General features: G+C 59.8%; 23 protein-coding genes. 7 read left to right on the top strand and 16 right to left on the bottom strand.

The annotated features are described in order from the left end of the window. The 3 genes from VFN25_RS16795 to VFN25_RS06095 form a co-directional block, all read right to left on the bottom strand. The coding region (locus VFN25_RS16795; protein WP_414648871.1) for a twin-arginine translocation signal domain-containing protein at nucleotides 1–134 on the bottom strand (134 nt) is incomplete at its 3' end. After that, a complete protein-coding gene (locus VFN25_RS06100; protein ID WP_325139880.1) occupies nucleotides 124–594 on the bottom strand; it encodes a (2Fe-2S)-binding protein in 471 nt (156 codons plus the stop codon). The genes VFN25_RS16795 and VFN25_RS06100, both read right to left, overlap by 11 nt. Nucleotides 595–760: 166 nt before the next feature. After that, nucleotides 761–1,021, bottom strand: a complete 261-nt coding sequence (locus VFN25_RS06095; RefSeq protein ID WP_325139878.1) for a hypothetical protein — start codon at nucleotides 1,019–1,021, stop codon at nucleotides 761–763. A gap of 123 nt (nucleotides 1,022–1,144) precedes the next feature. Between VFN25_RS06095 and VFN25_RS06090 the strand changes: the two genes are divergently transcribed. Further along, nucleotides 1,145–3,868 (top strand): hypothetical protein, encoded by a 2,724-nt coding sequence (locus VFN25_RS06090; protein ID WP_325139876.1) that lies wholly within the window; start codon nucleotides 1,145–1,147, stop codon nucleotides 3,866–3,868. A 55-nt stretch (nucleotides 3,869–3,923) separates the two neighbouring features. On the opposite strand, the gene VFN25_RS06085 is transcribed toward VFN25_RS06090, so the two are convergent. The 3 genes from VFN25_RS06085 to VFN25_RS06075 form a co-directional block, all read right to left on the bottom strand. After that, complete coding sequence (locus VFN25_RS06085; RefSeq protein ID WP_325139875.1) at nucleotides 3,924–4,259, bottom strand: glutaredoxin family protein; 336 nt, start codon at nucleotides 4,257–4,259, stop codon at nucleotides 3,924–3,926. 81 nt (nucleotides 4,260–4,340) lie between these two features. Further along, the gene (locus VFN25_RS06080) at nucleotides 4,341–5,870 is read right to left on the bottom strand and encodes a B12-binding domain-containing radical SAM protein (protein WP_325139873.1); all 1,530 of its coding nucleotides are present in this window, start codon (nucleotides 5,868–5,870) and stop codon (nucleotides 4,341–4,343) included. Between the two features lie 57 nt (nucleotides 5,871–5,927). Then, nucleotides 5,928–6,554 carry an AAA family ATPase gene (locus VFN25_RS06075; RefSeq protein ID WP_325139871.1) on the bottom strand — a complete coding sequence of 209 codons (627 nt, stop codon included), beginning with the start codon at nucleotides 6,552–6,554 and terminating at the stop codon, nucleotides 5,928–5,930. A gap of 153 nt (nucleotides 6,555–6,707) precedes the next feature. Between VFN25_RS06075 and VFN25_RS06070 the strand changes: the two genes are divergently transcribed. Continuing rightward, entirely contained in the window at nucleotides 6,708–7,397 is a 690-nt protein-coding gene (locus tag VFN25_RS06070; RefSeq protein ID WP_325139869.1) for a DUF502 domain-containing protein, read from the top strand. Between the two features lie 20 nt (nucleotides 7,398–7,417). Here the strand turns inward: VFN25_RS06070 and VFN25_RS06065 are convergent, their stop codons facing one another. Next, nucleotides 7,418–7,966: a hypothetical protein gene (locus VFN25_RS06065; protein ID WP_325139867.1), complete on the bottom strand. Its 549-nt coding sequence runs from the start codon at nucleotides 7,964–7,966 to the stop codon at nucleotides 7,418–7,420. Nucleotides 7,967–8,251: 285 nt separating this feature from the next. Here VFN25_RS06065 and VFN25_RS06060 point away from each other — a divergent pair, with 285 nt between their 5' ends. The 5 genes from VFN25_RS06060 to rapA all read left to right on the top strand — a co-directional run bounded on the left by VFN25_RS06060 (nucleotide 8,252) and on the right by rapA (nucleotide 15,889). Then, a complete protein-coding gene (locus tag VFN25_RS06060; RefSeq protein ID WP_325139865.1) occupies nucleotides 8,252–10,360 on the top strand; it encodes a M13 family metallopeptidase in 2,109 nt (702 codons plus the stop codon). 174 nt (nucleotides 10,361–10,534) lie between these two features. Beyond that, nucleotides 10,535–11,497, top strand: coding sequence for a stealth family protein (locus VFN25_RS06055; protein ID WP_325139863.1), 963 nt, complete (start codon nucleotides 10,535–10,537; stop codon nucleotides 11,495–11,497). A 149-nt stretch (nucleotides 11,498–11,646) separates the two neighbouring features. After that, nucleotides 11,647–12,030: a hypothetical protein gene (locus VFN25_RS06050; protein WP_325139861.1), complete on the top strand. Its 384-nt coding sequence runs from the start codon at nucleotides 11,647–11,649 to the stop codon at nucleotides 12,028–12,030. Between the two features lie 12 nt (nucleotides 12,031–12,042). Beyond that, nucleotides 12,043–12,921: a DUF7453 family protein gene (locus VFN25_RS06045; protein ID WP_325139859.1), complete on the top strand. Its 879-nt coding sequence runs from the start codon at nucleotides 12,043–12,045 to the stop codon at nucleotides 12,919–12,921. Between the two features lie 124 nt (nucleotides 12,922–13,045). Further along, a complete protein-coding gene (gene rapA / locus VFN25_RS06040; RefSeq protein WP_325139857.1) occupies nucleotides 13,046–15,889 on the top strand; it encodes an RNA polymerase-associated protein RapA in 2,844 nt (947 codons plus the stop codon). Between the two features lie 194 nt (nucleotides 15,890–16,083). On the opposite strand, the gene accD is transcribed toward rapA, so the two are convergent. The 9 genes from accD to prmB all read right to left on the bottom strand — a co-directional run. Then, nucleotides 16,084–16,947 (bottom strand): acetyl-CoA carboxylase, carboxyltransferase subunit beta, encoded by an 864-nt coding sequence (gene accD, locus VFN25_RS06035; RefSeq protein ID WP_325139855.1) that lies wholly within the window; start codon nucleotides 16,945–16,947, stop codon nucleotides 16,084–16,086. A 63-nt stretch (nucleotides 16,948–17,010) separates the two neighbouring features. Beyond that, a complete protein-coding gene (gene trpA / locus VFN25_RS06030; protein ID WP_325139853.1) occupies nucleotides 17,011–17,823 on the bottom strand; it encodes a tryptophan synthase subunit alpha in 813 nt (270 codons plus the stop codon). After that, nucleotides 17,820–19,040: a tryptophan synthase subunit beta gene (gene trpB / locus VFN25_RS06025; RefSeq protein ID WP_325139850.1), complete on the bottom strand. Its 1,221-nt coding sequence runs from the start codon at nucleotides 19,038–19,040 to the stop codon at nucleotides 17,820–17,822. Before trpB ends, trpA begins: the two co-directional genes overlap by 4 nt. Nucleotides 19,041–19,053: 13 nt before the next feature. Next, entirely contained in the window at nucleotides 19,054–19,680 is a 627-nt protein-coding gene (locus tag VFN25_RS06020) for a phosphoribosylanthranilate isomerase (RefSeq protein ID WP_325139849.1), read from the bottom strand. Further along, nucleotides 19,677–20,459, bottom strand: a complete 783-nt coding sequence (gene truA, locus VFN25_RS06015) for a tRNA pseudouridine(38-40) synthase TruA (protein ID WP_325139882.1) — start codon at nucleotides 20,457–20,459, stop codon at nucleotides 19,677–19,679. The genes VFN25_RS06020 and truA overlap by 4 nt, the downstream gene beginning before the upstream one ends. Nucleotides 20,460–20,618: 159 nt before the next feature. Continuing rightward, nucleotides 20,619–23,174 (bottom strand): FimV/HubP family polar landmark protein, encoded by a 2,556-nt coding sequence (locus VFN25_RS06010; protein WP_325139847.1) that lies wholly within the window; start codon nucleotides 23,172–23,174, stop codon nucleotides 20,619–20,621. A gap of 103 nt (nucleotides 23,175–23,277) precedes the next feature. After that, nucleotides 23,278–24,306: an aspartate-semialdehyde dehydrogenase gene (locus VFN25_RS06005; protein WP_325139845.1), complete on the bottom strand. Its 1,029-nt coding sequence runs from the start codon at nucleotides 24,304–24,306 to the stop codon at nucleotides 23,278–23,280. Nucleotides 24,307–24,429: 123 nt separating this feature from the next. Then, complete coding sequence (gene aroC / locus VFN25_RS06000; protein WP_325139842.1) at nucleotides 24,430–25,533, bottom strand: chorismate synthase; 1,104 nt, start codon at nucleotides 25,531–25,533, stop codon at nucleotides 24,430–24,432. Nucleotides 25,534–25,554: 21 nt separating this feature from the next. After that, a partial coding sequence (gene prmB / locus VFN25_RS05995; RefSeq protein ID WP_325139840.1) for a 50S ribosomal protein L3 N(5)-glutamine methyltransferase occupies nucleotides 25,555–26,147 on the bottom strand: 593 nt, incomplete at its 5' end.

The raw sequence follows: 26,147 nt of genomic DNA, 5'->3' as shown, positions 1-26,147 counted from the left end.
CCCTCCTGGGCAAACAGGCGGCGCTTGCCGAATGGCACGAAACAGGCGATGACCAGACCACCGGCCAGCGAGGCCGAGGTCGCGAGGAAGCGCCGCCGCGACGGCTGCGCAAGATCACCGGGATCACGCGTCATGATGATTCTCCTCGCTCAGTTCAGCGGCGCGATGCACGGCCGAGCGGATGCGCTGATAAGTACCGCAGCGGCAGATATTGCCGGTCATCGCCGCATCGATCTCGGCATCACTCGGTTTTGGCGTGATCTTGAGCAAGGCAACCGCCGACATGATCTGTCCGGACTGGCAGTAGCCGCACTGCACGACATCGTGTTCGATCCAGGCGCGCTGCACCGGATGCGATCCGTCCGTGCCGAGACTCTCGATTGTTGTGATCTTCTTGCCTGCCAGCGCAGAGGCGGGCATCACACAGGAACGAACGGCGGTCCCATCGACATGTACCGTGCAGGCACCACACATGGCAATGCCGCAACCAAACTTGGTCCCGGTCAAGCCGATCACATCGCGCAGCACCCACAACAAGGGCATGTCGTCAGGCGCATCGACCTCATGCTCCCGACCGTTGATATCGAGTTTCATCGTGATCACCTGGGTTGCGCCTGGGAGGGTCGAGGCTACACCTATTTGCGGGAATCTGGCACTGCATAGGCGTTCGTGGGAGCAATTTCGGTCGCCAGGCTTGAACTGGTACAAAGGCCTCGCGGCGGAAGACCCTCCTACGAAAAGCCGGTTCGAAGCAGTCGCTTCACCACGGGTCATTCGACCCACAAACGCCCTGAAAAGGCAACGAACTCCCTTCCGGGATGCTGGTGGCCATTGTCGCTTCGACGTCGCGGAATCCTGCATGTCCCACCCCATACCGAACGACGCAACAGGCAAGGCTCCAGCCGGGGCAACGACGATGCAGCGTTTCAATCAAGGGCTCATGTTCGATATCGACGCTGGCGCTGACCCACTTCCCGGACACGATGTATTCGACCAACATGGTCATGAAAAAGATCAGCATGTCGCATACCCGGAATGCGCTGTGGTGCTTGGCGACCGGAGTCAACTTTTGCCCATGAAATGACATTGTTCCGTGCGTTTCAGTTAGTCTTGACCGTCCATCTGGGGAACAGGGGATAAAAAAATGAACTATTGTCGAGCGGCGCTTATCGCCGCCGGGATGCTCTGCGCCGGTTTGTCGCTGGCTGCCGAAATCCAGACGGGACCGGATGGCGGCGTCATTGCGGGCCAATATCGCGGCACGGTGCCAGTCGCCCATTTCGATGTCTCGCCGCGGCTGAGCTCGATTCCGGCGATTCCGGTTTACTCGGGGCCAATGCGCCGCGGCGACGAGCGCAATCGCGAAGAATCACCCAGCGGCCTCGAATGGCTGACGTTTCCGCAACGCCCGGACGCCATTGCCCAAGCCTGGAAGGGCTCGCCACTTTCGATCCCGGCTACCATCGTTTCGTTTGATGCACAGCCGAACATTTCCGGCGTCAATCCGCCGGACCCGGTCGGTGACGTCGGTCCCAACCATTATGTGGCGATGAGCAACAACATCCTGCAGGTCTTCGACAAGACTGGAACATCCCTGCTCGGACCGGTCAACATCAACACCTTGTGGTCCGGCTTCGGCGGCGCCTGTGAGGTCGAGAACTCCGGCGATCCGATTGTCCTCTACGACCAGTTCGCCGATCGCTGGCTGATCACCCAGTTCACTTCGGCGGGCCCGCAGTACTTCAACTGCGTCGCGCTTTCGCAAAGCGGCGATCCGACCGGTCAGTACTATCGTTACGCATTCAGCACCGGAACCAATTTCCCCGACTACCCGAAATACGGCGTATGGCGCGATGCGTACTACATCAGCACGCGTGAATTCGCCGGCTCATTCGCCGGCATTGGTGGTTACGCACTCAATCGCGATCAGATGATTGCAGGCAATCCGAATCCCACCGTCATCAGCATCCTCGTTCCGCCCGGCGCAGCACCATTCAATACCGGCGATGGCCTGTTGCCGGCCGATATCGACGGATTTACCCTGCCTCCGGAAGGTTCGCCTGAATATTTCATGGGCACGATGGACGCCGGCGGCCCGTACGGCGCACCACAAGATGCATTGACTCTGTGGAAATTCCACGCCGATTTCGATACCCCAGCCAATTCCACCTTCCTCCTCGCCAGTACCATTCCGGTGGCCGAGTTCGACACGATTTTTCCATGCGGGAGCGGGCGCGCCTGCCTGCCGCAACTCGATACGACAGCGAAAGTCGACGTGCAGTCGTATCGCCAGCGCATGCTCAATCGCCTCGCCTATCGCAACTTTGGCGACCACGAATCGCTGGTCAGCAATCAATCGGTTGAGGCCGCTGCAAGCATCGCCGGCATTCGCTGGTGGGAAGTGCGCAATCCGAGTGGCACGCCGATTGTCTATCAGGAAGGCACCTACGCACCGGGCATCACCGATGGCGTGCACCGCTGGATGGGCTCGGCTGCAATGGATTCAGCCGGCAACATCGCCCTCGGATTCAGTGCAACCAGCGCCACCATGTATCCGAGCATCTGGTACACCGGGCGACTTTCCAATGATCCGCTCGGCACGATGCCGCAAGGCGAAGGCGTGATCGTCAACGGTACCGGCTCGAATACAAGCACGAACAGTCGTTGGGGCGACTACACCTCAATGAATGTCGATCCCGTTGACGACTGCACGTTCTGGTACGTCAACCAGTACACACCGGTGACCAGCACCGCGGGCTGGAACTTGCGCGTCGGCTCATTTCGTTTCGACCAGTGCGGCACGCCGGGCTTTCATCTGACCCCACAACCTGCAAGTCAATCGGTCTGTGTCGGTTCGACGGCAAATATCGATGTCGTGGTTTCCCCAATCGCCTCCTACGACAACCCGGTGACCCTGTCGACATCGGGAGCGCCCGCCAGCGCCACCGAGAACCTGCTGCCGAATCCGGTTACGCCACTGCCAGGCACGAGTGCGCTGACCTATACCGACACGGCAAGCGTTGCTCCGGGCCCCTACACGATAACCATCAATGGCCTGGCCGCCGGACCCATCACTGAATCGGCCACGGCGGACATTCTCTTCCGGGTCTTGCCAACCTCGGGGCCAACCCTGATTGCTCCTGCGGACGCCGCATTCGACCAAGCCCTGCAGCCTGCGCTCAGCTGGAACACCGATCCGGCAGCCGACCAGTACACGGTCGAGCTGGCCACCGACAGCAATTTCGCCACGATCATCGACAGCACGACGACCACTGCAACCAACTGGCAACCAGGCGTTGTGCTGGGCGCAAACACCACGTATTTCTGGAGAGTACGTTCACTGAACGCGTGTGGCGCAGGCATCAACAGCAACGTGCGCTCGTTCACCACGATCAATCGCCATTGTTTCGTTGGTCCCTTGAGCATCCCCGATTCAAATACCGCAGGTGTCAATGCAACGATCACGATTCCGAACGGCCAGGCCAATGTCAACGCAACGCGCATGAGCATTGATCTCAGGCACACCTATGTGGGTGATCTTGTCCTCAACGTCAGCCACGGACCGGCATCGGCCGACATCCTCAATCGCCCTCCAGGTTGTAGCGGCAATGATATCCATGCCCTCTACTTTGATACCGCCGGCGGCGCGCCGAATACCTGCTCGGGGTCTGGCCCGGCGATCGGTGGAGAAATCAGACCCAGCCAGGCGTTTGCAGCTTTTGATGGCGTCAGTTACGACGGTGTCTGGACTCTGAATGTATCCGACCGGGCGGGTGGCGACAGCGGATTCCTCGATAGTTGGTGCATCGATTTGCCGAAGCAAATCGAAGACCTGATCTTTGCCGACGGCTTCGAACTGAACGAATAATCTGCAAATCGACCGATGGCAGGCAAACATGGATCCTGCCTGCCATCAGTCGAACTCAGCGAACCTTCGTCAACTCGGCATCAATCTGCGCTTCGACAAAGCCGCTGAAGCGCTTGCCGTTGATCAGGATCAGCGGTGTACCGACGCCACCCAATTCTTTCCACTCCTTGTTCGCCTCGGCCGATGTTTCGATGTCGCGTTCATCCCATGCGATGTTGCGGCTGGTGAACAAGGCTCGTGCTTTGGCGCAATAGGAGCAGGTTTGGGTCGAATACATGATGACCTCGGGTGCCTCTTTAACCGCCTCGGCAGCGCTCGCCTCAGTCGCCGTCGACAGACTTGCCAGGCCCCAACCCGCCACTGCAAATGCCAGCGTCAGTAGCAATTTCATCCTCATCCACTTCTCCCACCAATGCCGTTCGAAGACGGCGATGGATTTGGGAGTGCGGCCGAAGCCGATGGTTCCCGAAGCTCAGGCTTGCAGATGTCGTGCCTGGCGTGCCGGCGTCGCCTTCGACTTGCGCTTCTTCGGTGGCACGCGATCGACGGCGCCGGTCTCGAAACGCAGACGGCTGCGCCCGCCAGTGCCGCGATAATCGGCAAGCAGGGTTTCGCTGATTTCCGTTTCGGGTGCGCAAGCGGCTTCGCAGAGATGCTCGTGCAACAAGTGGACAAGGCGCTCCTGGGCCAGCGCATGAGTCTGCCCGGTCTTCGCGTACAACCAGTCGCTGAAAGCGAGAAAGCGGGCAAATGGACTATCCCCGAGCAACAGGCTCAGGGTCCGCGAATAGCGACCGGAATTGGCGACGATATCCCAGTAGCGTGAGAACCGGACCAGGCGTTGCATGGTCGGGAAGTCGACGGCATGGGTGGCAAGAATGTTGTAGGGCGGATCGGGATTGAAACGCAGTCCGTATTCGATAGTGTGCCGCGAAATCGGCGCGCCACGCAGGCGCTTGAGAATGCCGAACTGAATCTCGTGCGGGGCCAGGCCAACGAGCCGATCAAAGCCGGCGGCAAAGCCGGCCATATCCTCGCCGGGCAGGCCGGCGATCAGATCCACATGCAGGTGGGCGCGGGTCTCACGCTTCAACCATTCGATGTTGGCTGCCGCGATATCGTTCTTCTGGCGTCGCGATACGCGTGCCTGGACCACCGGATCAAAGCTCTGAATGCCGATTTCGAACTGCAGGGTTCCATCCGGAAAGTGCACGATCTTCTCCTTGAGTCGCTCAGGCAGATGATCGGGAATCAACTCGAAATGGACGAACACCGGATCATCGGGCGCAGCCGAGAGCTTGCCGAGAAAGAAATCGAGGATTGCCAGCGAGGTATCGACCTTGAGATTGAAGGTCCGATCAACAAACTTGAATTGGCGTGCGCCACGCGCGTACAGAATTTCCAGGTCGGCGAGGAAGACATCGAGCGGAAATGGCCAGGCGGTCTTGTCCAGAGCGGACAGACAGAACTCGCATTTGAACGGACAACCACGTGACGCCTCGACATAGAGGTGGCGCTGGCGCACGTCCTCTTCGGTGTATTCGGCATACGGCGAAACGATGGCCGGCAACGGTGCCTGCACACCGGCAATCACCTTGCCCGGCGGCCGCTCACCCGCCATCAACTGACCGACAAGCTTGGCAAAACTGACATCACCCCAACCGGTGATCACGTAGTCGGCGAGTGCGCAGATGTGTTGATCTTCCACTTCGTGGCTGACCTCGGGCCCGCCGAGCACAATGATGAGTTCCGGTGCCAGAACCTTGAGCTGGGCGACCAGACGCGTGCTTTCCTCGACATTCCAGATATACACGCCGAGGCCGATTACGCGGGGATTCTCCGCGAGCAGCTTCTCGGCGATTTCCTCGGTCTTCTGACCAATCACGAATTCGTGGATTGCCGAAGCGTCTCGCCAGTCACCGAGATTCGCGCGCAGATAGCGCAATCCCAGCGATGCGTGGGCGTAGCGGGCATTGAGGGTGGACAGGATGACGGGGCTCATCGGCACATTATCGCCGCTTATCAGCCACGAACGCCGGAAATGACCTGCTAGTGCAGATCAGGCCCGGGACAGGGCTGCCGCCGCTATGCTCTTTCGCAGCAAGGCAATCGCCTCGCGACACATCTGTGCCGCCGGCAAGGTGGCATCGACTACCAGAGTGCCCTCGGGCGCAGGTTCACGCCTTGCCATCACGTCATTGACCGTATCCGGCGTGCGATCCCCGGCCAGATGACGGTTGGCCGCAAGATCCCGGGCCACCCGTTCGCGCGCCAATTCGACCGGGCAGTCAATGAGTAATGGAATCGTGACGATGCCGTGTTTGTCGGCGACCCCGGCGACGCGATCCAGTTCGCTGCGACGCGAGAATGTCATTCCGTCGATGACGCTGCCGACGCCGATCATGCAATTGATATCCAGCGCCAGCAGCAGGCTTCTGAATGCCGCGCGCTTTTCGATATAACTGAAATTGCAACGCGGAAACATGGCAGCGCGGATCTGGTCACGACAGACCCTGCGCAAACCCAGATGATCCTCGATGGCGCGCGCGACGATGCTTTTGCCGGCACCCGGCAAGCCCATCGTGGCGATGACAAACGGGCGTGGCGCCAGTTCGGCGCTGCGCAGCGATGCCGCTTCGGATTGCCCCGCCGGCGATGCAAGTGATGGATCGTTTTCTGTCGTCATGAAAAATGGCTACCCCATTCGCGTATCGATTGCGATATGGCGAGACTGCCACGCATGGGCCGGATTCGCCATGTTGGCAACGGCTCAAGCTCATCAAACCCAAATCAATCCCGCAGTACCCTAAACTGTGAACTTCGCAGGACAAGAACACTCATGGCCAAGCGACAGCTCTACATCAAACGCTATCTGATCACCGGCCTGCTCACATTCGTGCCGTTGTGGTTGACCTGGATGGTGTTCAAATTTGTGTTCGGCCTGCTTTCGGAAGTCAGCACGCCGCTGGTTGCCAGTCTCGTATCGGTTCTGGGCAGCGGCTCGCCGATCACCGCCGAGCTGCTCGGCCAACCCTGGTTGATTTCGTTGATCGCTTTCGTGATCACCGTGGTTTCGCTCTATCTGGTCGGCTTTGCGGCCAACTTTGTCGTTGGCCGACGCCTGATCGAAGGCATGGAGAACCTGATCCAGCGCATCCCGATCGTGCATTCGATCTACGGCGGGACAAAAAAGCTGATGTCGGTATTGCAGAACAAGCCGAGCGGCACGCAACGGGTGGTGTTGATCAATTTCCCTTCTGCTGAATTGAAATCAATTGGCTTCGTGACCCGAATTTTCCATGATGCCGGCGGCCGCGAACTGGCCGCAGTCTACGTACCAACGACGCCCAATCCGACTGGCGGCTATCTCGAAATCGTGCCGATCGAGCGCCTCACCGCAACGGACTGGAGCGTCGACCAAGCCATGGCATTTCTGCTCTCGGCCGGTGCGGTCGGTGCCGACACCCTGCCCTTCACTGCTGATTGGGGCGCCCCGGCTTCGGGCAGGATTCCGCCAGATCAAGGCTGACACCCGGACCAACACACGGCTCAGTCCGCGGCAGGTGCTTCGCAACGCTTCAACATCATGAGCCTGCCCTGATACTGCGGTGTGCAGGTGATCTGATCCATGATGTGGCCACCCTTGGAGGCGCTGAGATTGCAGCTCATATTGGTTTCGCCGATGCTGTAGCGGGCTATCAATTCGGCAGCCTTTGCATCGGCAATTTTTCGCTGCTCGGGCGTCATCGCCTGCTCAAGTCCACGAACGACAGACTGGTATTTCGGAAAGATGAACTCGGCAGCAATCTTGAGCCATGCGTAACCGGTCAGATCATCGCGTTTGGTGCCCTGACCGAGCAAATACATGCGTCCGAGCGCGGACTGGCTCTGCTTGTCACCCGCACATGCGGTGCGCTGAAACAGGCGGAACGCCTTGTCGTAGTCCTTGGCGCCATAAGCCACGGCCGCGTCTCGCAGCATGTTGAAATACTCCGATGGCAGGACCGACTCGAACTTCGACTGATCGAACTCTGCGGCATGAACCAGCGGAGCCGACATCAAGGCTACGGCGAAAACAAGCACAATCTTCAATGACATGACTCACTCCCTTGGAATTGTTTGCGGGCAAATTCGCCAGAACCGATGCCAGTGTTCGGTCCCGAGCCAAAACCAAGTATCGACGGCCAACGCAGGATAGACAATATCTCGCAATGACCTTCGACACTGATAATCACCGTTCAGCTTGACTAGAATTGGCCGGTTGTCATTCATCCATCCGCACGTCGATGAGCTTCGATCTGGCAGCCTGTCCGACGTTTACGGCGGGATGGCTCGACCAGCCAGCAATGTTCCCCGTGCCCAACCATCTTGAAAGGAGCTCGCATGAGAACCCATTCCCTGAAACCGCTCGCCATCGCCTTGTCCATTTCCGTCGCATTGACGGCTTGCGGACAGAAGCAGGAAAGTGCCGATAGCCAGGCCAGCGCGCCAGCACCAGCGCCCGCAGCGGCTGCCACCGAAGCTCCCGCAGTAAAGCATGTGGCATTTGATACGAATGAGATTGATACGTCGATCAACGCCTGCCAGGATTTCAATGGTTACGTCAATTCCAAATGGATTGCGGCGAACCCGATCCCGGCCGACAAGACCCGTTGGGGTGCCTTTGATCAGTTGCGTGAATCAAGCCTCAACACACAGCACGAGATTGTCGAAGCGGCGGCGAAATCCGATGCGCCTGTCGGTACGATCAAGCACAAGATTGGAACCATGTACAAGGCGGGCATGGATGAAGCGGCGATCGACGCCCTTGGTTACGATCCGATCAAGCCCGAACTGGCAAAGATCGACGCGCTCAAGACATCCAAGGACATCGTTGCCTATCTGAACGACAGTTTCTCGCGTGGCCAGGGCAGCGTGTTCGCGTTTGGCGCGGAAACCGATTTCAAGAATTCCAGCCGCAAAATCGCCTATGCCTTCCAGGGCGGCCTCGGACTGCCAACCCGAGACTATTACGACAAGCCCGAGCATGCCGACCTGCGTGACGCCTATGTTGCGCATGTCGCCAAGGTGCTTGAGCTGATCGGCACCGATGCCGATGCGGCAAAGAAGCAGGCTGCAGCTGTGCTCGCCTTCGAAACCCGCCTGGCCAAGGCTTCGCTGGCTCCGGTGGAGTTGCGCGTTCCCGAAAACCAGTACCATTTCGTCACCATCGCCGAAGCCGACAAGGTCACTCCACATTTCGACTGGAAAGCCTTCTTCACGACTCAAAAAGCCGATGTAACTGATGGCTTCTCTCTGTCGCAGCCAAAGTTCTTCGCTGAGTTGGACAAGATGCTGGCCAAGACACCGGTCGCCGATTGGCAGGCCTATCTGCGCTATCACCATGCAGATGACGCATCGCCGTATCTGTCGACACCATTCCAGCAGGAAAACTTTGCCTTCCACAAGCAGACCCTGAATGGTCAGAAGGAAGACGAGCCACGCTGGAAGCGGGTGCTGCGAACCGTCAACAACGAGCTTGGCATGGCTCTCGGTGAGCTCTACGTGGCCGAGGCGTTTCCGCCGGAATCAAAAGCCCGCGCCGAAGAACTTGTCACCAACGTCCAGGCAGCCCTCAAGTCACGCATCGAAAACCTTGACTGGATGAGCGATGCAACCAAGACCAAGGCTCTGGAGAAGTGGTCGACCTTCCTGCCGAAGATCGGCTACCCCGAAAAATGGCGTGACTGGTCCGGCCTGACCTTGAACGGAGACAGCTACTTCGCTGATGTTGCCGCCACGACGCAGTTCAATCACGACTACGACATAGCCAAGATCGGCAAGCCGACCGACCGCAAGGATTGGGCCATGACCCCGCAGACGGTCAACGCCTACTACAACCCGACCGACAACACGATCAACTTTCCGGCCGCGATCCTGCAGCCGCCGTTCTTCGATGCCAAGGCCGACGATGCGATCAACTACGGCGGTATCGGTGCCGTGATCGGCCATGAAGCCAGCCACGGTTTCGATGACCAGGGCAGCCAGTTCGATGCCCAGGGCAACAACACCAACTGGTGGACCGACGAAGACCGCAAGGCCTTCGAAGCGCGCACCAAGAAGCTGGTCGATCAGTTCAACGCCTACGAGCCCCTGCCCGGCAAGCATGTCAACGGCCAGCTGACGCTCGGTGAAAACATCGCCGATCTCGGCGGCACCGCGATTGCCTACGATGCCCTGCAGGTTGCCCTGAAGAAAAATCCCGCCGAAGCCGGCGAGAAAATCGATGGCTATACCGAGGATCAGCGCTTCTTTCTCAACTGGGCTCGTGTCTGGCGTGGCAACACGCGTGACAAGCGTCTCGAAGTATCGCTCAACACCGACCCGCACTCGCCGACCAGCTACCGAGCCATCGGCGCGCCCTCGAACATGCCGGCATTCGCCAAGGCATTCGATTGCAAGAGCGGCGACGCCATGGTTCGCGATGGCGACAGTCAGGTGAAAATCTGGTAGCACGGGCTGCTCCCGCCTGCCGGATTCGGCAGGCGGGTTTCCAGGGTGGATTGATCCGGCTGTATCCTGTGTGACCTCGACGATCTCACTTCGAGAGCAGGAACCGGATACCGTGAAACGCCTCTGTCATCGCTGCATCACGAAAACGCCGCTGCTGGCGGCAAAGCTGCGCGCATGACCATCGATGCCGTGATCACCTGGGTTGATGGTGCTGACCCGGCGCATCGCAAAAAGCTCGATGCCTGGCTTGCCCAATCCGGCAACAAACGCCCTGCTTCCGCTGATCGAACCCGCTTCAACGACGCTGGCGAAATCGACTGGTGCATCCGCTCGATCCTGCGCTTCGCGCCATGGTTTCGGAAGATCCATGTTGTCGTGGATGGCCAGGTACCGGCCATCCTTGATCGACTCCGCGACAGTCAATTCGGCGAACGCTTCAACGTCGTCGACCATCGCGAGATCTTCGCCGGATTCGAGCAACACCTGCCGACCTTCAACAGCCGCTCGATCATCACGATGCTCTGGCGCATCCAGGGCTTGGCCGAGAACTTCGTCTACTTCAACGACGACATGTTCCTGTTGCGCGCGGTGAACCCAGAGGATTTCTTCCGCGAAGGCAAAGTGGTTCAGCGCGGACTCTGGCGCATGCAATCGGGCAAAACCTGGTCCAGTCGTTTGCTGAATGCGCTGAAGCGCCTGCGCGGATCACGCAGTCAGAAAGTCGGCAACCTTGATTCTCAGCAGCTGAGCGCGCGTATCGCGGGGTTTGAGGATCGCTACTACCGGCTCTATCACAACCCTTATCCGATGCGCCGATCAACCTTGCAGGCCTTTTTTGCAGCACATCCGGATCTGCTCGAAAGCAATTGCAGCCACCGCCTGCGCTCAAACGAGCAGTTCAAGACCGAAGCCGTCGCCACCCATCTCGAATTTCTCCACGACAACGCCATCGTCGACAACAGTCTGCACGTCGTTCAGCTCAAGCCCAGCGAGCAACTCCCTGCCCGGGTCAAGCGCAAGATCACCAAAGCCGACAGCGATAGCAGTGCTGCATTTGTCTGCGTGCAAAGTCTCGAACTTGCACCGGAAGCCGTGCAACGCGAAATCATCGAGTGGCTTGATCGGCGAATCGGTTGATAATCGAAGCTGTGAAATCACGCATGGATTGTCCGCAGGCGCCGACTCATGATCAGGGCATGCGGCAGATCAGCCATTTGCTCTGAGCGGCGATCAAGTCGTAACGTCGCGACGCAATTCCGCTGGCAATCAACGATGAGGGCACGCGCATGCACCGCCTGACAACTCCCGGACTTGTTCTTCTCATTTCTGGCTTTGGCCTTTCGACTGCGCATGCCGAAGTTCCCGACTACGTTCAATTCGAGCTGCAGGCGCGTAGCAATCTGCTGGTCAATGACGACGGCTGGAACCTGCCGCCGGGTTCGTCGTTCAACAGCATTTCGGCGAGTATCAACAATGCCGGCAAGGTCGCGTTTCCGGTACAGATCGTGCCGATCAACGGCAATCAGTCGAACACTGGTGTCGGTTTGTGGTTTGGCTCACACGGCGTTGGCGGCATCGTCGTCTTGCATGAAGCACCAATCGACGGAATCGCTTTCAGGGTCAGTATCAATGCCAGTGGTCAGGTCGCTTATTACACCTATGAAAATTGAAGTAATTATCGCTTGCGCAGATTCGATGAGCAAACCTCGACCTCGAATCTCATCAGTACCTTGCCGCTGACACCGACTTCGTTCGGCGGACACGTCATCAACGATGCCGGCGTGATCGGCTATCGTGCCGGGCTTGGATCAGGCTCAGGACTCGCATCCACCGGTGGCGGAAGTTCGTTGCTGCATATCGTCGACAACAATGTCCAGACCAGTCCCTACGCATTCATCTACACGCCGGCGATGAATGCTCAGCGTCTGATCGCCTGCAAGGTCAGCATTGGCGATTTCGACCACAACGAGATCCGCAGCTTTGCCAGCAATGGTGACTACACGACCCTCGCTGTTGATTCGGCAACCGATAGCGGATCGCCTTTCAATCGCTTCGACAATGGGCTCGCCTACAACGATGCAGGCCAGGTCGCCGTTGTACTGCGCCTCGAAGCAGGCAATGCAAGAGCGGTTTATCGCTTCACGCCGAATGGCGCTGGTGTCGATGCGGTCGAGATTGCTCGTGTCGAACCCGGCGGCACGATCCGCGAGATCGAATCGTTTGCACCAGCCCTGAATGACAACGGTCTGGTCGTGTTCCGCGCCAGGGACGCCAATGGCCAGGCGATCTACGCTGGAGACGGTACCCGCCTGGTGCGAGTGATCGGCAAGGAGGATGCGGTGGCGACAGACCTCGGACCGGGCCGGATTGGCCAGCATATCGACGATCCGAGTGCCTGGCCGATCTTCAGTGGCGCGCCTGCGGTCAATGATGCCGGTGCCATTGCATTCATCGCCGGCCTGCATCCGGATGGCGATACCCAGATCGAATGGGGAACCGGCGTATTCGTCGCCTGGCCGGCTGATGACGCCATTTTCAGTGATGGATTCGAGCTGCCCTGACGCAGAATCAAGCGGCGCAAGTGGCGATCACTGCGACCAATTGACCGGAAATCCTCGATTCATGTTTATGCCTGCGGCCTGACAGGGGATAATCGCCGACCCACCTGAAAAGCACCGAACACTGATGGCTTTGGTTCCTGGTCAACGTTACATCTCGAATGCCGAGCCTGAACTCGGACTTGGCACCCTGATCCGGATCGAAGGACGCAGCGTACAGTTGCTCTACGCCACGGCGGGCGTCCTGCGTCAGTACGCCGTGCACAGCGCGCCGATCGCGCGCGCCGAATTCCGCGTCGGCCAGAAAGTGGCAGGCAAGGGCTTCAGCTTTGTCATAGACCGCATCGGCGAAGAAGAGGGTCTGCTCGTCTATCACGGTGGCGGCAAGACTCTCAATGAAGCCGAGCTCGACGACAGCCAGGCCATTTCACGTGCCGACGAGCGCTTGGTCTCGGGTCGTGTCGATCGGGCCGATCGCTTCGATTTTCGTCAGGAGGCGCTGCTGCGTCGCGCCGACGCCTTGCGCTCTCCGGCGTGGGGCCTGGAATCATCAAGAATCGATTTGATCCCGCATCAGTTGCGCGTTGCCGAGATCGCTGCGGCGCGCCAGCCGCTGCGCATCCTGCTCGCCGATGAGGTCGGCCTCGGCAAGACCATCGAAGCGGGCATGATTCTGGCCCGCCTGGTCGCCAACGGTCGTGTCGGGCGTGTCCTCGTGCTGCTGCCGGAAACTCTGGTCTACCAGTGGTTTGTCGAACTGCTGCGCCGATTCAATCTGCAATTCTCGTTGTTCGACGAAGAACGCTGCGAATCGATAGAAACCAGCGATCCGGGACGCAATCCGTTCCAGGATGAGCAGCTGATCATGGCCAGCATCGGCTTCCTCAGCGGCTCGACCAAGCGCTCGGTTCAGGCCATCGAAGCCGGATGGGATCTGCTCATCGTCGATGAAGCGCATCACCTGGCCTGGACAACGGAATCGGCAAGTCCCGAATACACCCTGGTTGAAACCCTCGCCGCGCGAACACCGGGTCTGATCCTGCTCACGGCGACTCCCGAGCAACTGGGCCGCAGCGGCCACTTCGCGCGTCTGCGCTTGCTTGATCCGGCTCGCTACCACGATCTCGACACCTATATCGCCGAGGCCGATGGCTATTCGGAGTTGTCGGAGATTGCCGGCAAGCTCAATGAGGGCGAGCCCCTCTCCGTGGGCGACTGCAAGATCCTCTCGCAACGTTTCGGTGACGACGAGCAACTGACCTCACTCCTGGCCAGCCCGATGGATGCAGCCGCTGCCAACACCGTGCTCGACGCCTTGATCGACCGTCACGGTACCGGCCGCGTCATGTTCCGCAATCGCCGCGCCCAGGTTGGCGGCTTTCCCAAACGCATACCGAAACTGATCACTCTCGATGGCAGCGAACTGGACGACGCGCAACGCCAGCACCTGCTTGCCGAATTCCACGCCGACCGGCAGCAATCGGCTCCCGAGATCGAACTACCGTATGCGAACGACCCGCGCCTGAGCTGGTTGCTCGGCATGATCGACCAGCTGGCGACGGAAAAATTTCTGCTGATCTGCCGCAGCCAGGCCAAGGTGCTCGCGCTGGAGGAAGTCCTGCGCATGCGCAGCGGGGTCAAGGTCGCGCGTTTCCACGAAGGCATGAGTCTGCTCCAGCGCGACCGCAATGCCGCCTACTTCGCCGATGCGGAAGGTGCGCGCCTGCTGCTGTGCTCGGAAATCGGCTCGGAAGGACGCAATTTCCAGTTTGCCCACCATCTCGTCCTGTGGGATTTGCCACTGGACCCGGATCTGCTCGAACAACGCATTGGTCGACTCGACCGCATCGGCCAGAAACACGACATCCTCATTCATGCCTGCGCGTTCTCCGGCACGGCGCAACACGCGTTGATGCGTTGGTTCGATCTTGGTCTGGATGCCTTTTGCGGCAGTCCTTCGGATGGTCGCGAGCTGCTCAAGCGCTTCGGCCAGCGACTCGTGGAGTTGGCCGAGCAACATGCGCAAGGTGGCGAAGATGCCAATTCGGAGCTCGATGCGCTGATCGGTGAAACCCGAGCCAGCCACGAAGAATTGTCGGCGCTGGTCAACAGTGGACGAGATCGATTGCTTGAACTGGCGAGCGCACGCCAAAGCCATGCCGATCGATTGCACCGGGCGCTCATCGATGCCGATGCCAACCTTGGCAACGACGAGTTTATCCTGCGCCTGTTCGAGCAATTCGGCATCGAGAGCGAAGAGCATGCACCGCGCACCGTGGTGCTTGATCCGGAATATCTCAGCACCGATGGGTTTCCCGGCCTCAAGGATGGCCCGCAACAGATCACCTTTGATCGTGGCACCGCCCTCGCCCGCGAGGATCTGCCCCTGTTGCGCATGGACCACCCGATGGTCAGCGGCGCGATCGACCTGTTGCTGGAAGGCGAACATGGCAATGCCTCATTCCTCGTCGACGATGCGCTGCCGGGACGCAGCGCCCTGCTCGAATGTGTGTACGTGTTGAATTGCGTTGCCGACAAGGGGCTGGCCGTCGAGCGCTACCTGCCTCCGCTACCGATCCGCATCGTTGTCGATACACGCTTGCTGCCGCGCCACGAGTACCAGCCCAGCGCCGAATGCGTGAAACGCTCAGCCGAACGTGCCATCGAGTATTCGCGCTACCGAAAATTGCTGACCAAGCTGGTCAAACCGATGCTCGCGCATGCCGAGACACTGGCCCGCGAGCGAGCACAAATCGAAATCGGTGCGGCGTTGACAGCCATTGAACGTGACCTCGGTGACGAACACGCGCGGATGATTGCATTGGCCAAGGTCAACCCGGCCGTGCGCGCGGTCGAAATCGAAGCGATTGATGCCGAGCTGGAAGCCTTGCGCACCGCGATTCCGCAAGCCGCACCGCGCCTCGATGCAGTGCGCTTCATCTGCAGCGCGGATTTCCTCAACCTGGGTTGAGTTTGGTGAGCGGTGAGCGGTGAGCGGTGAGCGGTGAGCGGTGAGCGGTCTAAGGCTACGGCGTCATGAATTTTTTGAGGAGCCACTTCATGGTCGGGCTATTTTGCGCTGCGCAGTGATTGCTCGCCCTTGAACGCTTGTCTTGAGCCCGCCGAAAGGGGCTGTTGCAAAATGCGCGAAATCCTGATTCCCGTTCAAGCGGCCTGCGACTGGCGCATCATCAAGGCGAACAGGGAAGCGAGCTTGTCGCGTATTTCGCGACGGTCAACGATCGTGTCGATCGCGCCATGTTCAAGCAGGAACTCCGAGCGCTGAAAGCCTTCTGGCAGGGTCTCACGAACGGTTTGCTCGATGACTCTTGCGCCGGCAAAGCCGATCAGGGCCTTCGGCTCTGCGATGATAATGTCGCCGAGCATGGCAAAACTCGCCGAGACGCCTCCCGTGGTCGGATCGGTCAGGACGGAAATGAAGGGCAATCCCGCCGCGCGCATGCGCCCGAGCGCAGCCGAAGTCTTGGCCATCTGCATCAGTGAGAACAGACCTTCCTGCATGCGCGCGCCGCCGGTCGCGCTAAAACAGACCATCGGCTTGCGTTCGGCCAGGGCGAGCTCGGCACAACGGGTGAACTTTTCGCCGACCACCGAACCCATGGATCCGCCCATGAAGGCGAAATCGAAAGCACAGGCGACCAGCGGTCTGCCCTTGATCAGGCCTTGCATGGCGACCAACGCATCCTTCTCGCCAGACGCTTTCTGCGAGGCAACCAGGCGATCCTTGTACTTCTTGGTATCGCGAAACTTGAGTGGGTCGACCGATTCCAGATTGCCGAAAACCTCCTCGGCACTGCCACTGTCGAACAAGGCGGTGAGGCGTTTGCGCGCACGAATCTTGTGATGGTGATTGCACTGCGGGCAGACCATCAGATTATTTTCCAGCTCGGGGCCATAGAGCACGGCTCCACAGCCACTGCACTTCTCCCAAAGGCCTTCGGGGACCTTGCCTTTGCCGGTGCCAAGGGTACGAATGCGTGGTGCCATGATCTTCTGCAACCAATTCATGTCTCATTGTCTCCGATGTTTTCGACTTCGCACCCCACCTGCGTGGTCGGCGCACGTCGCTTTTCAGTGTCTTGCTGCGGCATCAAGTGCTGCGCGTATCGGTGAAAGAAAACTCCGCGCCGCAGCAACAACTGCATCGGCTCCCCGGGCCTGCGCAAGCGTGGCGACCAATGCGCTGCCGATAACCACCGCATCGGCGCTCTCGGCGATCTTGACCGCACTGTCCGCATCACGAACTCCGAAGCCTACCGCAACCGGAATCTCGCCGCCCTGCTTGATGTGCTCGACGCGCGCCCGCACCGCCGCCGTGTCGAGCTGGCTTGCGCCAGTGATGCCGGCAAACGAAACGTAGTAGATGAATCCCTCGGCCTTCGCCCGAATGCTGGCGAGGCGGCGATCGGTGGTCGTCGGTGCGACCAGAAAGATTTCACGCAGGCCTTTTTCACGCAACAGATCGACCGTTGCCGCTTCTTCAACCGGCACATCGACGATCAGTACGCCATCGACGCCGGCTGCGCTCGCTTGTTCGGCGAATTTTTCGTAGCCGAAAATCTCGATCGGGTTCAGATAGCCCATGAGAACAATCGGCGTAGTGGTGTCGGTGCTGCGAAATTCACTGACCCAGGCAAGGATCTGGCGGATGCCGACGCCCTGTGCAATCGCGCGCTCACTTGAATGCTGGATGGTCGGGCCATCGGCAACCGGATCCGAATACGGCACACCGAGCTCAATCAGATCGGCGCCCGCTTCGACCAGCGCATGCATGATCGCAACGGTCGCCTCAGGCAAGGGATCACCGGCAGTCATGAACGGGATCAGGCCCTTGCGCCCGGCTTGTTTCAGATCGGCAAAACGTTGATCAATGCGATTGCTCACAGTTCGATGCCCTCGCGAGCGGCGATGGTATGCACATCCTTGTCGCCGCGACCGGACAGATTGCACAGGATCAGCTGATCCTTCGGCAATTCGCGCGCGAGCTTGATCGCCTGGGCCACGGCATGGCTGGATTCGAGTGCGGCGAGGATACCCTCGGTGCGCGCCAGCTCATGAAACGCGGCGAGTGCTTCATCATCGGTGATGCCGACGTAGCGCGCGCGACCACTATCCTTGAGAAAGGCGTGCTCGGGGCCGACGCCGGGGTAGTCGAGGCCGGCCGAGATCGAATGCGTCTCGGTGATCTGGCCATGGTCATCACAGATCACATAGGTGCGATTGCCATGCAGGACACCGCGACGGCCTGCACTGAGCGAAGCCGCATGGCGCCCTGTGTCGATGCCGTCTCCGGCCGCTTCGGCACCGACCATGGCCACCTCGCGATCGTTGAGGAAGGCATGGAACAGGCCAATGGCGTTCGAGCCCCCGCCGACACATGCAGTCAGCACATCGGGCAGGCGTCCATATTGCTCAAGCATCTGCGCGCGCGCCTCGCGACCGACCACGGCGTTGAAATCACGCACCATCATCGGATACGGGTGCGGACCGGCGACGGTGCCGATGATGTAGAACGTATCGGCGACATTGGTCACCCAGTCGCGCATCGCCTCGTTGAGTGCATCCTTGAGGGTCTTTGAGCCGGACACGACCGGCACGACCTCGGCGCCAAGCAGTTTCATGCGATAGACGTTGATTTTCTGCCGCTCGATATCGACTGCGCCCATGTAGACGATGCAGTCGAGACCGAATCGCGCACAAACGGTGGCAGTGGCCACGCCATGCTGGCCGGCGCCGGTCTCGGCAATGATGCGGCGCTTGCCCATGCGCCGAGCGACCAGGGCCTGGCCAATCGTGTTGTTGATCTTGTGCGCGCCGGTGTGGTTCAGATCCTCGCGCTTGAGGAGGATTTGCGCGCCGCCGACTTTCTTCGACAGACGTTCGGCGTGATAAATCGGTGAGGGTCGGCCGACATAGTGCTTCAGATCACGTTCGAATTCGGCGATGAATGCGGGGTCCTCACGCATGCCCAGGTAGGCCGTGGTCAGCTCCTCCAGCGGCGGCATCAGGGTTTCCGGCATGAAGACACCGCCATAGTCGGCAAATCGCCCGTGGGCATCCGGGTAGGCATGGAAGTCTTTGACGGCAATCGGTTTGTTCATGCGTGTTGTCTGCTCATTGTGCTGTTGTCTGACGCACGGTTTCGGCAAATGCCTGCATGCGTGCAGCATCCTTGATTCCAGGAGCCGATTCGATGCCGCTCGATACATCCACGGCATACGGTCGCATCGCGCGAATCGCTTCGCTGACGTTGTCCGCATCGAGTCCGCCGGCAAGAATCAGCGGGCGCTGCAGCGATACCTGCCGCGACCAGTCGAAACGTTCACCCTGTCCACCGGATTCACCGCTGGCGTGCGCGTCGAGAAGAAACCCCGTCGCCGCCGGAAACCCGGCCGCATAGCTTGCCACATCCGTGACGCTAGCCATCGGCACGGCCTTCAGATATGGCATGCCATGCGCGGCGCATTCAGCAGCGCTCTCGCTGCCATGAAACTGCAGAAGCTGCGGGCGAGCCATCGACACCACCTGCTTGATCCACGCAGGCTCATCATCCATGAACAGCGCGACGCGGGTCACGAAAGGTGGCGACTCACGCATGATCCGCGCTGCCGCATCCGGTTCGATGAAGCGCCGACTCCGCCGCGTAAATACGAAGCCGAGCGCATCAACGCCGAGCTCAGCCGCGAACCTTGCATCTTCGATCCGCGTGATCCCACAGAATTTGATGCGCACCCGGCTCATTCGCGACAAACCTCGGCAGGTAAACCGGATGTCGCCGGATAGATCGGCGATATGAAACAAAGACCCGCCGCCGATGCAGTGGGTCCGGCCTTGCCCCGGTCCCGACCCGCCAACAGTTCGCCGATCCACGATTCCGGCTTTTCGCCACGACCAATCGGCAACAGCGAGCCGACAATATTGCGCACCATGTGATGCAGGAACGCATTTGCTTCGATATCGATATCGATACGCTCGGCCACCCGGTTGATACGGATCGAGCGGACATTGCGGAATGGCGTACGGGCCTCGCAGGCCGCGGTCCTGAATGCGCTGAAATCATTCTCGCCAACCAGCGCCTGGCTGGCACGCTGCATGGCCTCTGCATCCAGCGGCCGACGCTCCCAGGCCAGATAGCGCGAGTCGAGTGCCGGGCGAGCGAGGCGATTGAGAATCGAATAGCGATAGCGGCGCCCAAGCGCGCCGTATCGGGCATGGAAGTCCTCAGCCACCGGCACCACCCATTGCACACCGACCGTCGAGGGCAGCCTTGAATTGGCACCGAGCAGCCAGCTGCGTTCATTGCGCGAGGCTTCACTGTCGAAATGAACGACCTGGCAGCGTGCATGGACACCGGAATCCGTGCGTCCGGCGCAAGTCACGGTGATCTCGTGATCGGCAACGAAGGACAGCGCTTTCTCGACTGCAGCCTGCACGGTCGGGCCGTGCGACAGGCGCTGCCAGCCGAGGAAATCGGTGCCGTCGTATTCAATGCCGAGCGCAATGCGCAACGGAATCTCCATCATCAATAGGGATCGCGATTATCCCGGATTTGCTCAGCAACAGGCAGCGGCGGCACAGACCCACCGACCCTGCGCGGCTCAATCATGGTTCGCGGATGCGCATCCGGAAACGACGAGGCCGGGGATTTCCCGGCCTCGGTTTTCACTTGTTGAAACCGATCAGTTGATTTCAGCGATCAGCTTGCGAGCTTCGTCCTGTTGCGACGATGAGCCTTCGGCGAGCACTTCTTCGAGCATCGAGCGCGCGCCATCCGGATCGCCCATGTCGAGATAGGCTTTGGCCAGATCGAGCTTGGTCCCGATCGCATCTTCTCCGGAAAAGAATTCTTCGTCAGAGACTTCGGCAACCGGCACTTCGACCGTGGATTTATCCGGTGTATCGAAATCCACGGGTGGTAGTGGCTCGATGGATTCCTCGGCCTCGGGTTCAGCTGCGTTTGAACTCACGTCGGGCGCCTCCTCGAGAGGGGGAAGATCAAAGCTGAACGAGGTGTCCGAGCTCGGTTCGGGTGCAGCTTCCGGAAGCTTGGTCTCGCCAAGATCGAAGCTGCCCGCATCGAATTCGGGCATGCTGCTGGTCTCGAAGTTTTCCGCTGAGCTATCCTTCTCGGACTCCTCGTCGTCGAAATCCGGGAAATCCGCAAGATCACCGTCTTCCGGGGCTTCGAACGTGTAGTCCTCGGACTCCTCGGTTTGGGCGAACTCGTCAACCACTGAATCAGTATCACTGAACAGTGGATTGTGCGGCATCAGTTCCACACCCATCTTGTGCACTTCTCGCCAGTTCGACTCATTCGGATCAGCGATGTTTGCGTACATTTCTTCGGCAGCCGACTCGAACTTGTCCGTCGCTCCCTGAGCGTAGTAGAGGCTCAGCAACTCCAGATGTGCATTGGAATTGCCCGGATCGGCCTGAACCTGGGCGATCAGTTCCTGTTCCTCGACATCCGCATCACTGTCACCCGGCGCAGGACCGAGCGGAGAGTCACCGAATGCGCCAGCGATCGAAGGACGAGCAGTGGTGACAGCTGGCTTGCGCTTGCGCAATCCGAAGATGCCAAGCAACACGAGCAACAATCCACCCACCCCGGCGGCAACCAGAACCCATGATTCGAGATACCACGGTGTAGTTTCGGCGACCGGCGCAGGTTTGGGTGTCGTCTTGACCACCGGTTTCTCCGGCTCAACGACGTTTGCCGGTTTCGGCTTTGGCGTTTCGACTACGGCAGGCGGCGTTTGTACGAGCGAAGACGAATCCGTTGAGGTGGACATGCCAGCGTTGTCGACTGCAGGCGTCGCGGTCGAAGCGCTCGCGTCCGTGGCGGCTGGCGATGTGCTCTTCGTCGAGCTGGCATCACCCCAGATATCGTCGTCCTTGCCCGGTTTCGCGTCGTCGTTGCTGGCAACAGTCTCGTCAACTGGAGGTGCCGTGACTGTGGTCACCGTCGGCGCTGGCGTTGACTCAGCGGTTTTCGCCGCTGCCGCAGCGGCAGCGCTTGCCTTGCTGGCCTCTTCCTGCATTTTCTTGAGCTTGTCGCGCAATTCGGCAAGCTCGGTGCTTTGCAGGGTGATCAGCTTCTGATTCTTGCCCTTGATGTCCTCAAGGTCCTTGACCCGCGACTTGAGCTCGCTAGCCTCCTGCTCCTTGCTGGTCAGCGCCTCACGAACCCTGGCAAGCTCGGCCTTGCTGGCCGCGTCTCCCGATCCGCCGGCACGACCACCGCTCGGACGATCGGTTCCACTTTCTCCCGCCTTGCCTTCGCGAGGAGGAACCAGAGCGAGCCGTTCGCTGCGGGCGCTCGAGGTCGCGGAACTGGACGAGCGACTGGCAGAGGCCGCACTGGTATCGGCGACCAGGGTCGGAGTGCTGCTGACGCTGCCCCGCCACTCTTCAATCTGCGAACGTACCGCCGCTGCCGCTTCGCGTGCGGAACCGGTTGCGGCGATCTCTTCCGCCGAAGGAATGCGCAACACGGCACCCCGCTTCAAGGCGTTGACATTGTCCTTGAAGAAAGCCGACGGATTGTTCTTCAGCAAGGCCACCATCATCTGGTTGACCGTGACTGTTTCATCGGGTCGGGTTGATCGGGCGATCTCACCGAGGGTTTCCCCGGAGGCGACCGGTCCGTATTCATTGCCGCCAGCGGCACGCGGTGTCGATGCTGGGGGCACAGGCTGGGCTTGTGGCGCCGGGGCGGCCGCTACGGGCGGTGCGGGTTTGGGCGCAGGCGCCTTGCTCGCTGGCAGCGGTTGCGTCGCGGTGCGTGCCGGTTCCTTCGCGGCGACAGCGACGGCGCTCGCCCCCTTCACCGCGGGAGCCATGACCGGCGGATCCAGCAATACCGTGTACTCACGCAGCAAACGTCCTTTCGGCCAGTTTGCTTCAAGCAGCATGCCGAGGAACGGCTCGCGCACGATTTCCTTGCTGGTAACCCGGATGACCGGCTCACCGCGCGAATTCTTGGTGACCGAGAATTCGACCGGCACGCCGATCGATTCCCGATTCATGCCGACGCGCTCGAAATCTTCGGCGGTGGCGAGTTGGACGATGAGCCCTTCGGCTTCGCCGGGGGAACTCTGGATGATCGGAATCTCAGCGACCAGCGGCTGATTCAGCCCGGACTGGACCTGGATGACACCCAATCCGAGTGCAAACGCATTGGTCGCCCCCAACGCGAGCGCGATGGCTAGCGACAATTGCAACGGTCGTTTCATGAACAGGGCTCCCCAAATACGTTGTCGATAAGCATTGAGCGGACATCCTCAAGGATGCATTTCAAAGCTCGAAAGTGCCTTATAACACAACCGTAACTATAGATCACAGATACGTTTTCACCAAGAGTTCGCCAAGCTGAACAGCATTCAGGGCCGCTCCCTTGCGAATGTTGTCTGAAACAACCCACAGATTTATTCCCTTCGGGTGTGAAATATCTTCGCGAATTCGGCCCACAAATACCGCGTCCTCGCCGGCCGCGTCACCCACCGGAGTGGGATAGCCACCCGCCTTGCGCTCATCGATCACGCAAACTCCGGGGGCGTCTTGTAGCAAAAGTCGTACCTGTTCCGCCGTGACCTTGTCGCGGGTTTCGATATGCACCGCCTCGGCATGGCCGAGAAAGACCGGTACGCGCACCGCAGTCGGATTGACCTGGATCGACTCATTTTCAAGAATTTTCCGGGTTTCCCAGACCAGCTTCATTTCCTCGCGGGTGTAGCCATTGTCCTGAAAATCATCAATGTGCGGGATCACGTTGAAGGCAATCTGCTTGCTGAACTTGACCGGTTCAATCGCTTGAAAATTGAGCAATGCCGCCGTCTGCTGGCCCAACTCCTCGATGCCCGAGCGCCCGGCACCGGATACCGACTGGTAGGTGGCCACGTTGATGCGCTCGATGCCGAAGGCACGATGGATCGGCGCCAACGCGACCATCAGTTGCATCGTCGAGCAATTCGGGTTGGCGATGATGCCGCGTTTCGTGTAGCCGGCCATCGCATGTGGATTGACCTCGCTGACGACCAATGGCACATCGGCATCATTGCGGAATTCCGAGGTGTTATCGATGACCACAGCGCCGGCAGCCGTCGCCCGTGGCGCGTGTTCCCGGCTGACACTGCCGCCGGCCGAAAAGAAGGCGATATCGACACCGGCAAAATCGAAATCGGCGAGATTCTGGACGACGACTTCGCGCTCACCAAAATCGATCTTCTCGCCGGCACTTCGCGCGCTCGCCAACGGCACGAACTCGCCGACCGGAAACTTCCGCTCGATCAGGATACTAATCAAGGCATCACCGACAGCGCCCGTGGCACCGACCATCGCGACCTTGTAACTGCTCTTCTTGCTCATGGCTTGAACCTGGGTGGAATTGGATTCAGAGGCGGACGTAGTATCCGTGGAATCCGAGATTGGCCGCTGCCGGCTGGTGTTTCAAATAACCGTTCGACATGAGCGATCATCGACGAGGATCACTCATTCGCTTGTCGTCGCGGGAAGCAGAGGCTGAATCAGTCCGACATCGCCACACTGCGCTCGATGACGCAGAGCGTGATCCATCAGCACGAGAGCCAGCATCGCCTCGACGATCGGCGTCGCACGGATTCCGACGCAGGGATCATGGCGGCCCTTGGTGCGCACCTCAATCGGCTCGCCGGCCTTGTTCACGCTGCGCCCGGGCACGAGGATGCTCGATGTCGGCTTGAACGCAGCGCTGGCCAGGATCGCCTGACCACTGCTGATGCCGCCCAGGATGCCACCCGCATGGTTGCTGAGAAAACCTTGACCGGTCATCTCGTCGCGATGCTCGCTGCCATGCTGGCCAACGACCGCAAAGCCATCACCGATCTCGACGCCCTTGACCGCGTTGATCGACATCAGGGCAGCGGCAATATCGCCATCAAGTTTGGCGTAGACCGGCGCACCCCAGCCAACCGGCACGCCGTCGGCAACCACATTGACCCTCGCGCCGATCGAATCGCCCGATTTGCGCAACGCATTGATGAATGCTTCAAGTTCATCAACCATCGCTTGGTCAGGCCAGAAAAACGGATTTTGCTCGACCGCATCCCAGTCAAACTGACGCGGAACCTGATCGCCGATCGCAGCCAGATAGGCGCGCACGCGGATGCCGTGATGCTCGGCCAACCACTTGCGTGCAATGACGGCGGCGGCGACGCGCATTGTGGTTTCCCGGGCCGAAGAGCGACCACCTCCGCGCGGATCACGAATCCCGTATTTGTGCCAGTAAGTGTAGTCAGCATGGCCGGGACGGAACGTATCGAGAATTTCGCCATAATCCTTTGAGCGCTGATCGGTGTTGCGGATCAGCAGTGCGATCGGCGTGCCCGTGGTGAGTCCTTCGAAGGTGCCGGAAAGGATTTCGACCTCGTCAGCCTCATGCCGCTGCGAAGTAAACTTTGACCGCCCGGTCGCGCGCCGATCCAGATCGGCACGGAAGTCTTCCGCGGCAATTGCCAGGCCCGGCGGACAACCATCGATCACGCAGCCGATGGCCGGCCCGTGACTTTCGCCAAAGGTCGTCACGCTGAAAAGCTTGCCGAAAGTATTACTCGACATGGCGCTGTCCTGAATCCTGATTCACCGCTGCGCCGCCGCGCGGATAGCCTCGGCATGCTCGACGAGGTCGCGCCGGTCGATGACGAACACACCCATCTGGCCGACGTTGAATTCAACCCAGCTGAAGGGAACCTCGGGCAATCGTTCGATCAGAGCGCGCTCGCTCTCGCCGACTTCGACAATCAGCACGCCATCGTCGGTCAGCACATCGGCAGCCTCACTGAGGATGCGCAGGGCGAATTCGAGGCCTTGCCGGTCTGCAGTCAAGCCCAGCTTGGGCTCGTGCGCATATTCGGCAGGCATTGCGGAATACTCGTCTTCGGTGACGTAAGGTGGATTGCTGACGATCAGGTCGTAGCGCTCCTCGCCAATCCCGGCAAACAAATCCGAGGCGATCGCGCGGACGCGATCTTCGACATTCTGGTAAGCGATGTTTTCCCGTGCCAGAGACAGCGCCTCGTCGCTGATATCGACCAAATCGACCAGCCATTCCGGGTTGTACTCAGCCATGGCGATGCCGATGCAGCCCGAGCCCGTGCACAGGTCCAGCGCACGGCGCACTTCGCGCCCGCCCAGCCAGGGTTCGAAGCCGGCTTCGATCAGTTCGGCAATCG

This window comes from Dokdonella sp. (assembly GCF_035703485.1).
Taxonomy (GTDB): Bacteria; Pseudomonadota; Gammaproteobacteria; order Xanthomonadales; family Rhodanobacteraceae; genus Dokdonella.
Note: the sequence above shows the minus strand (reverse complement) of the source record. Positions and strands in the feature narration are given on the sequence as shown.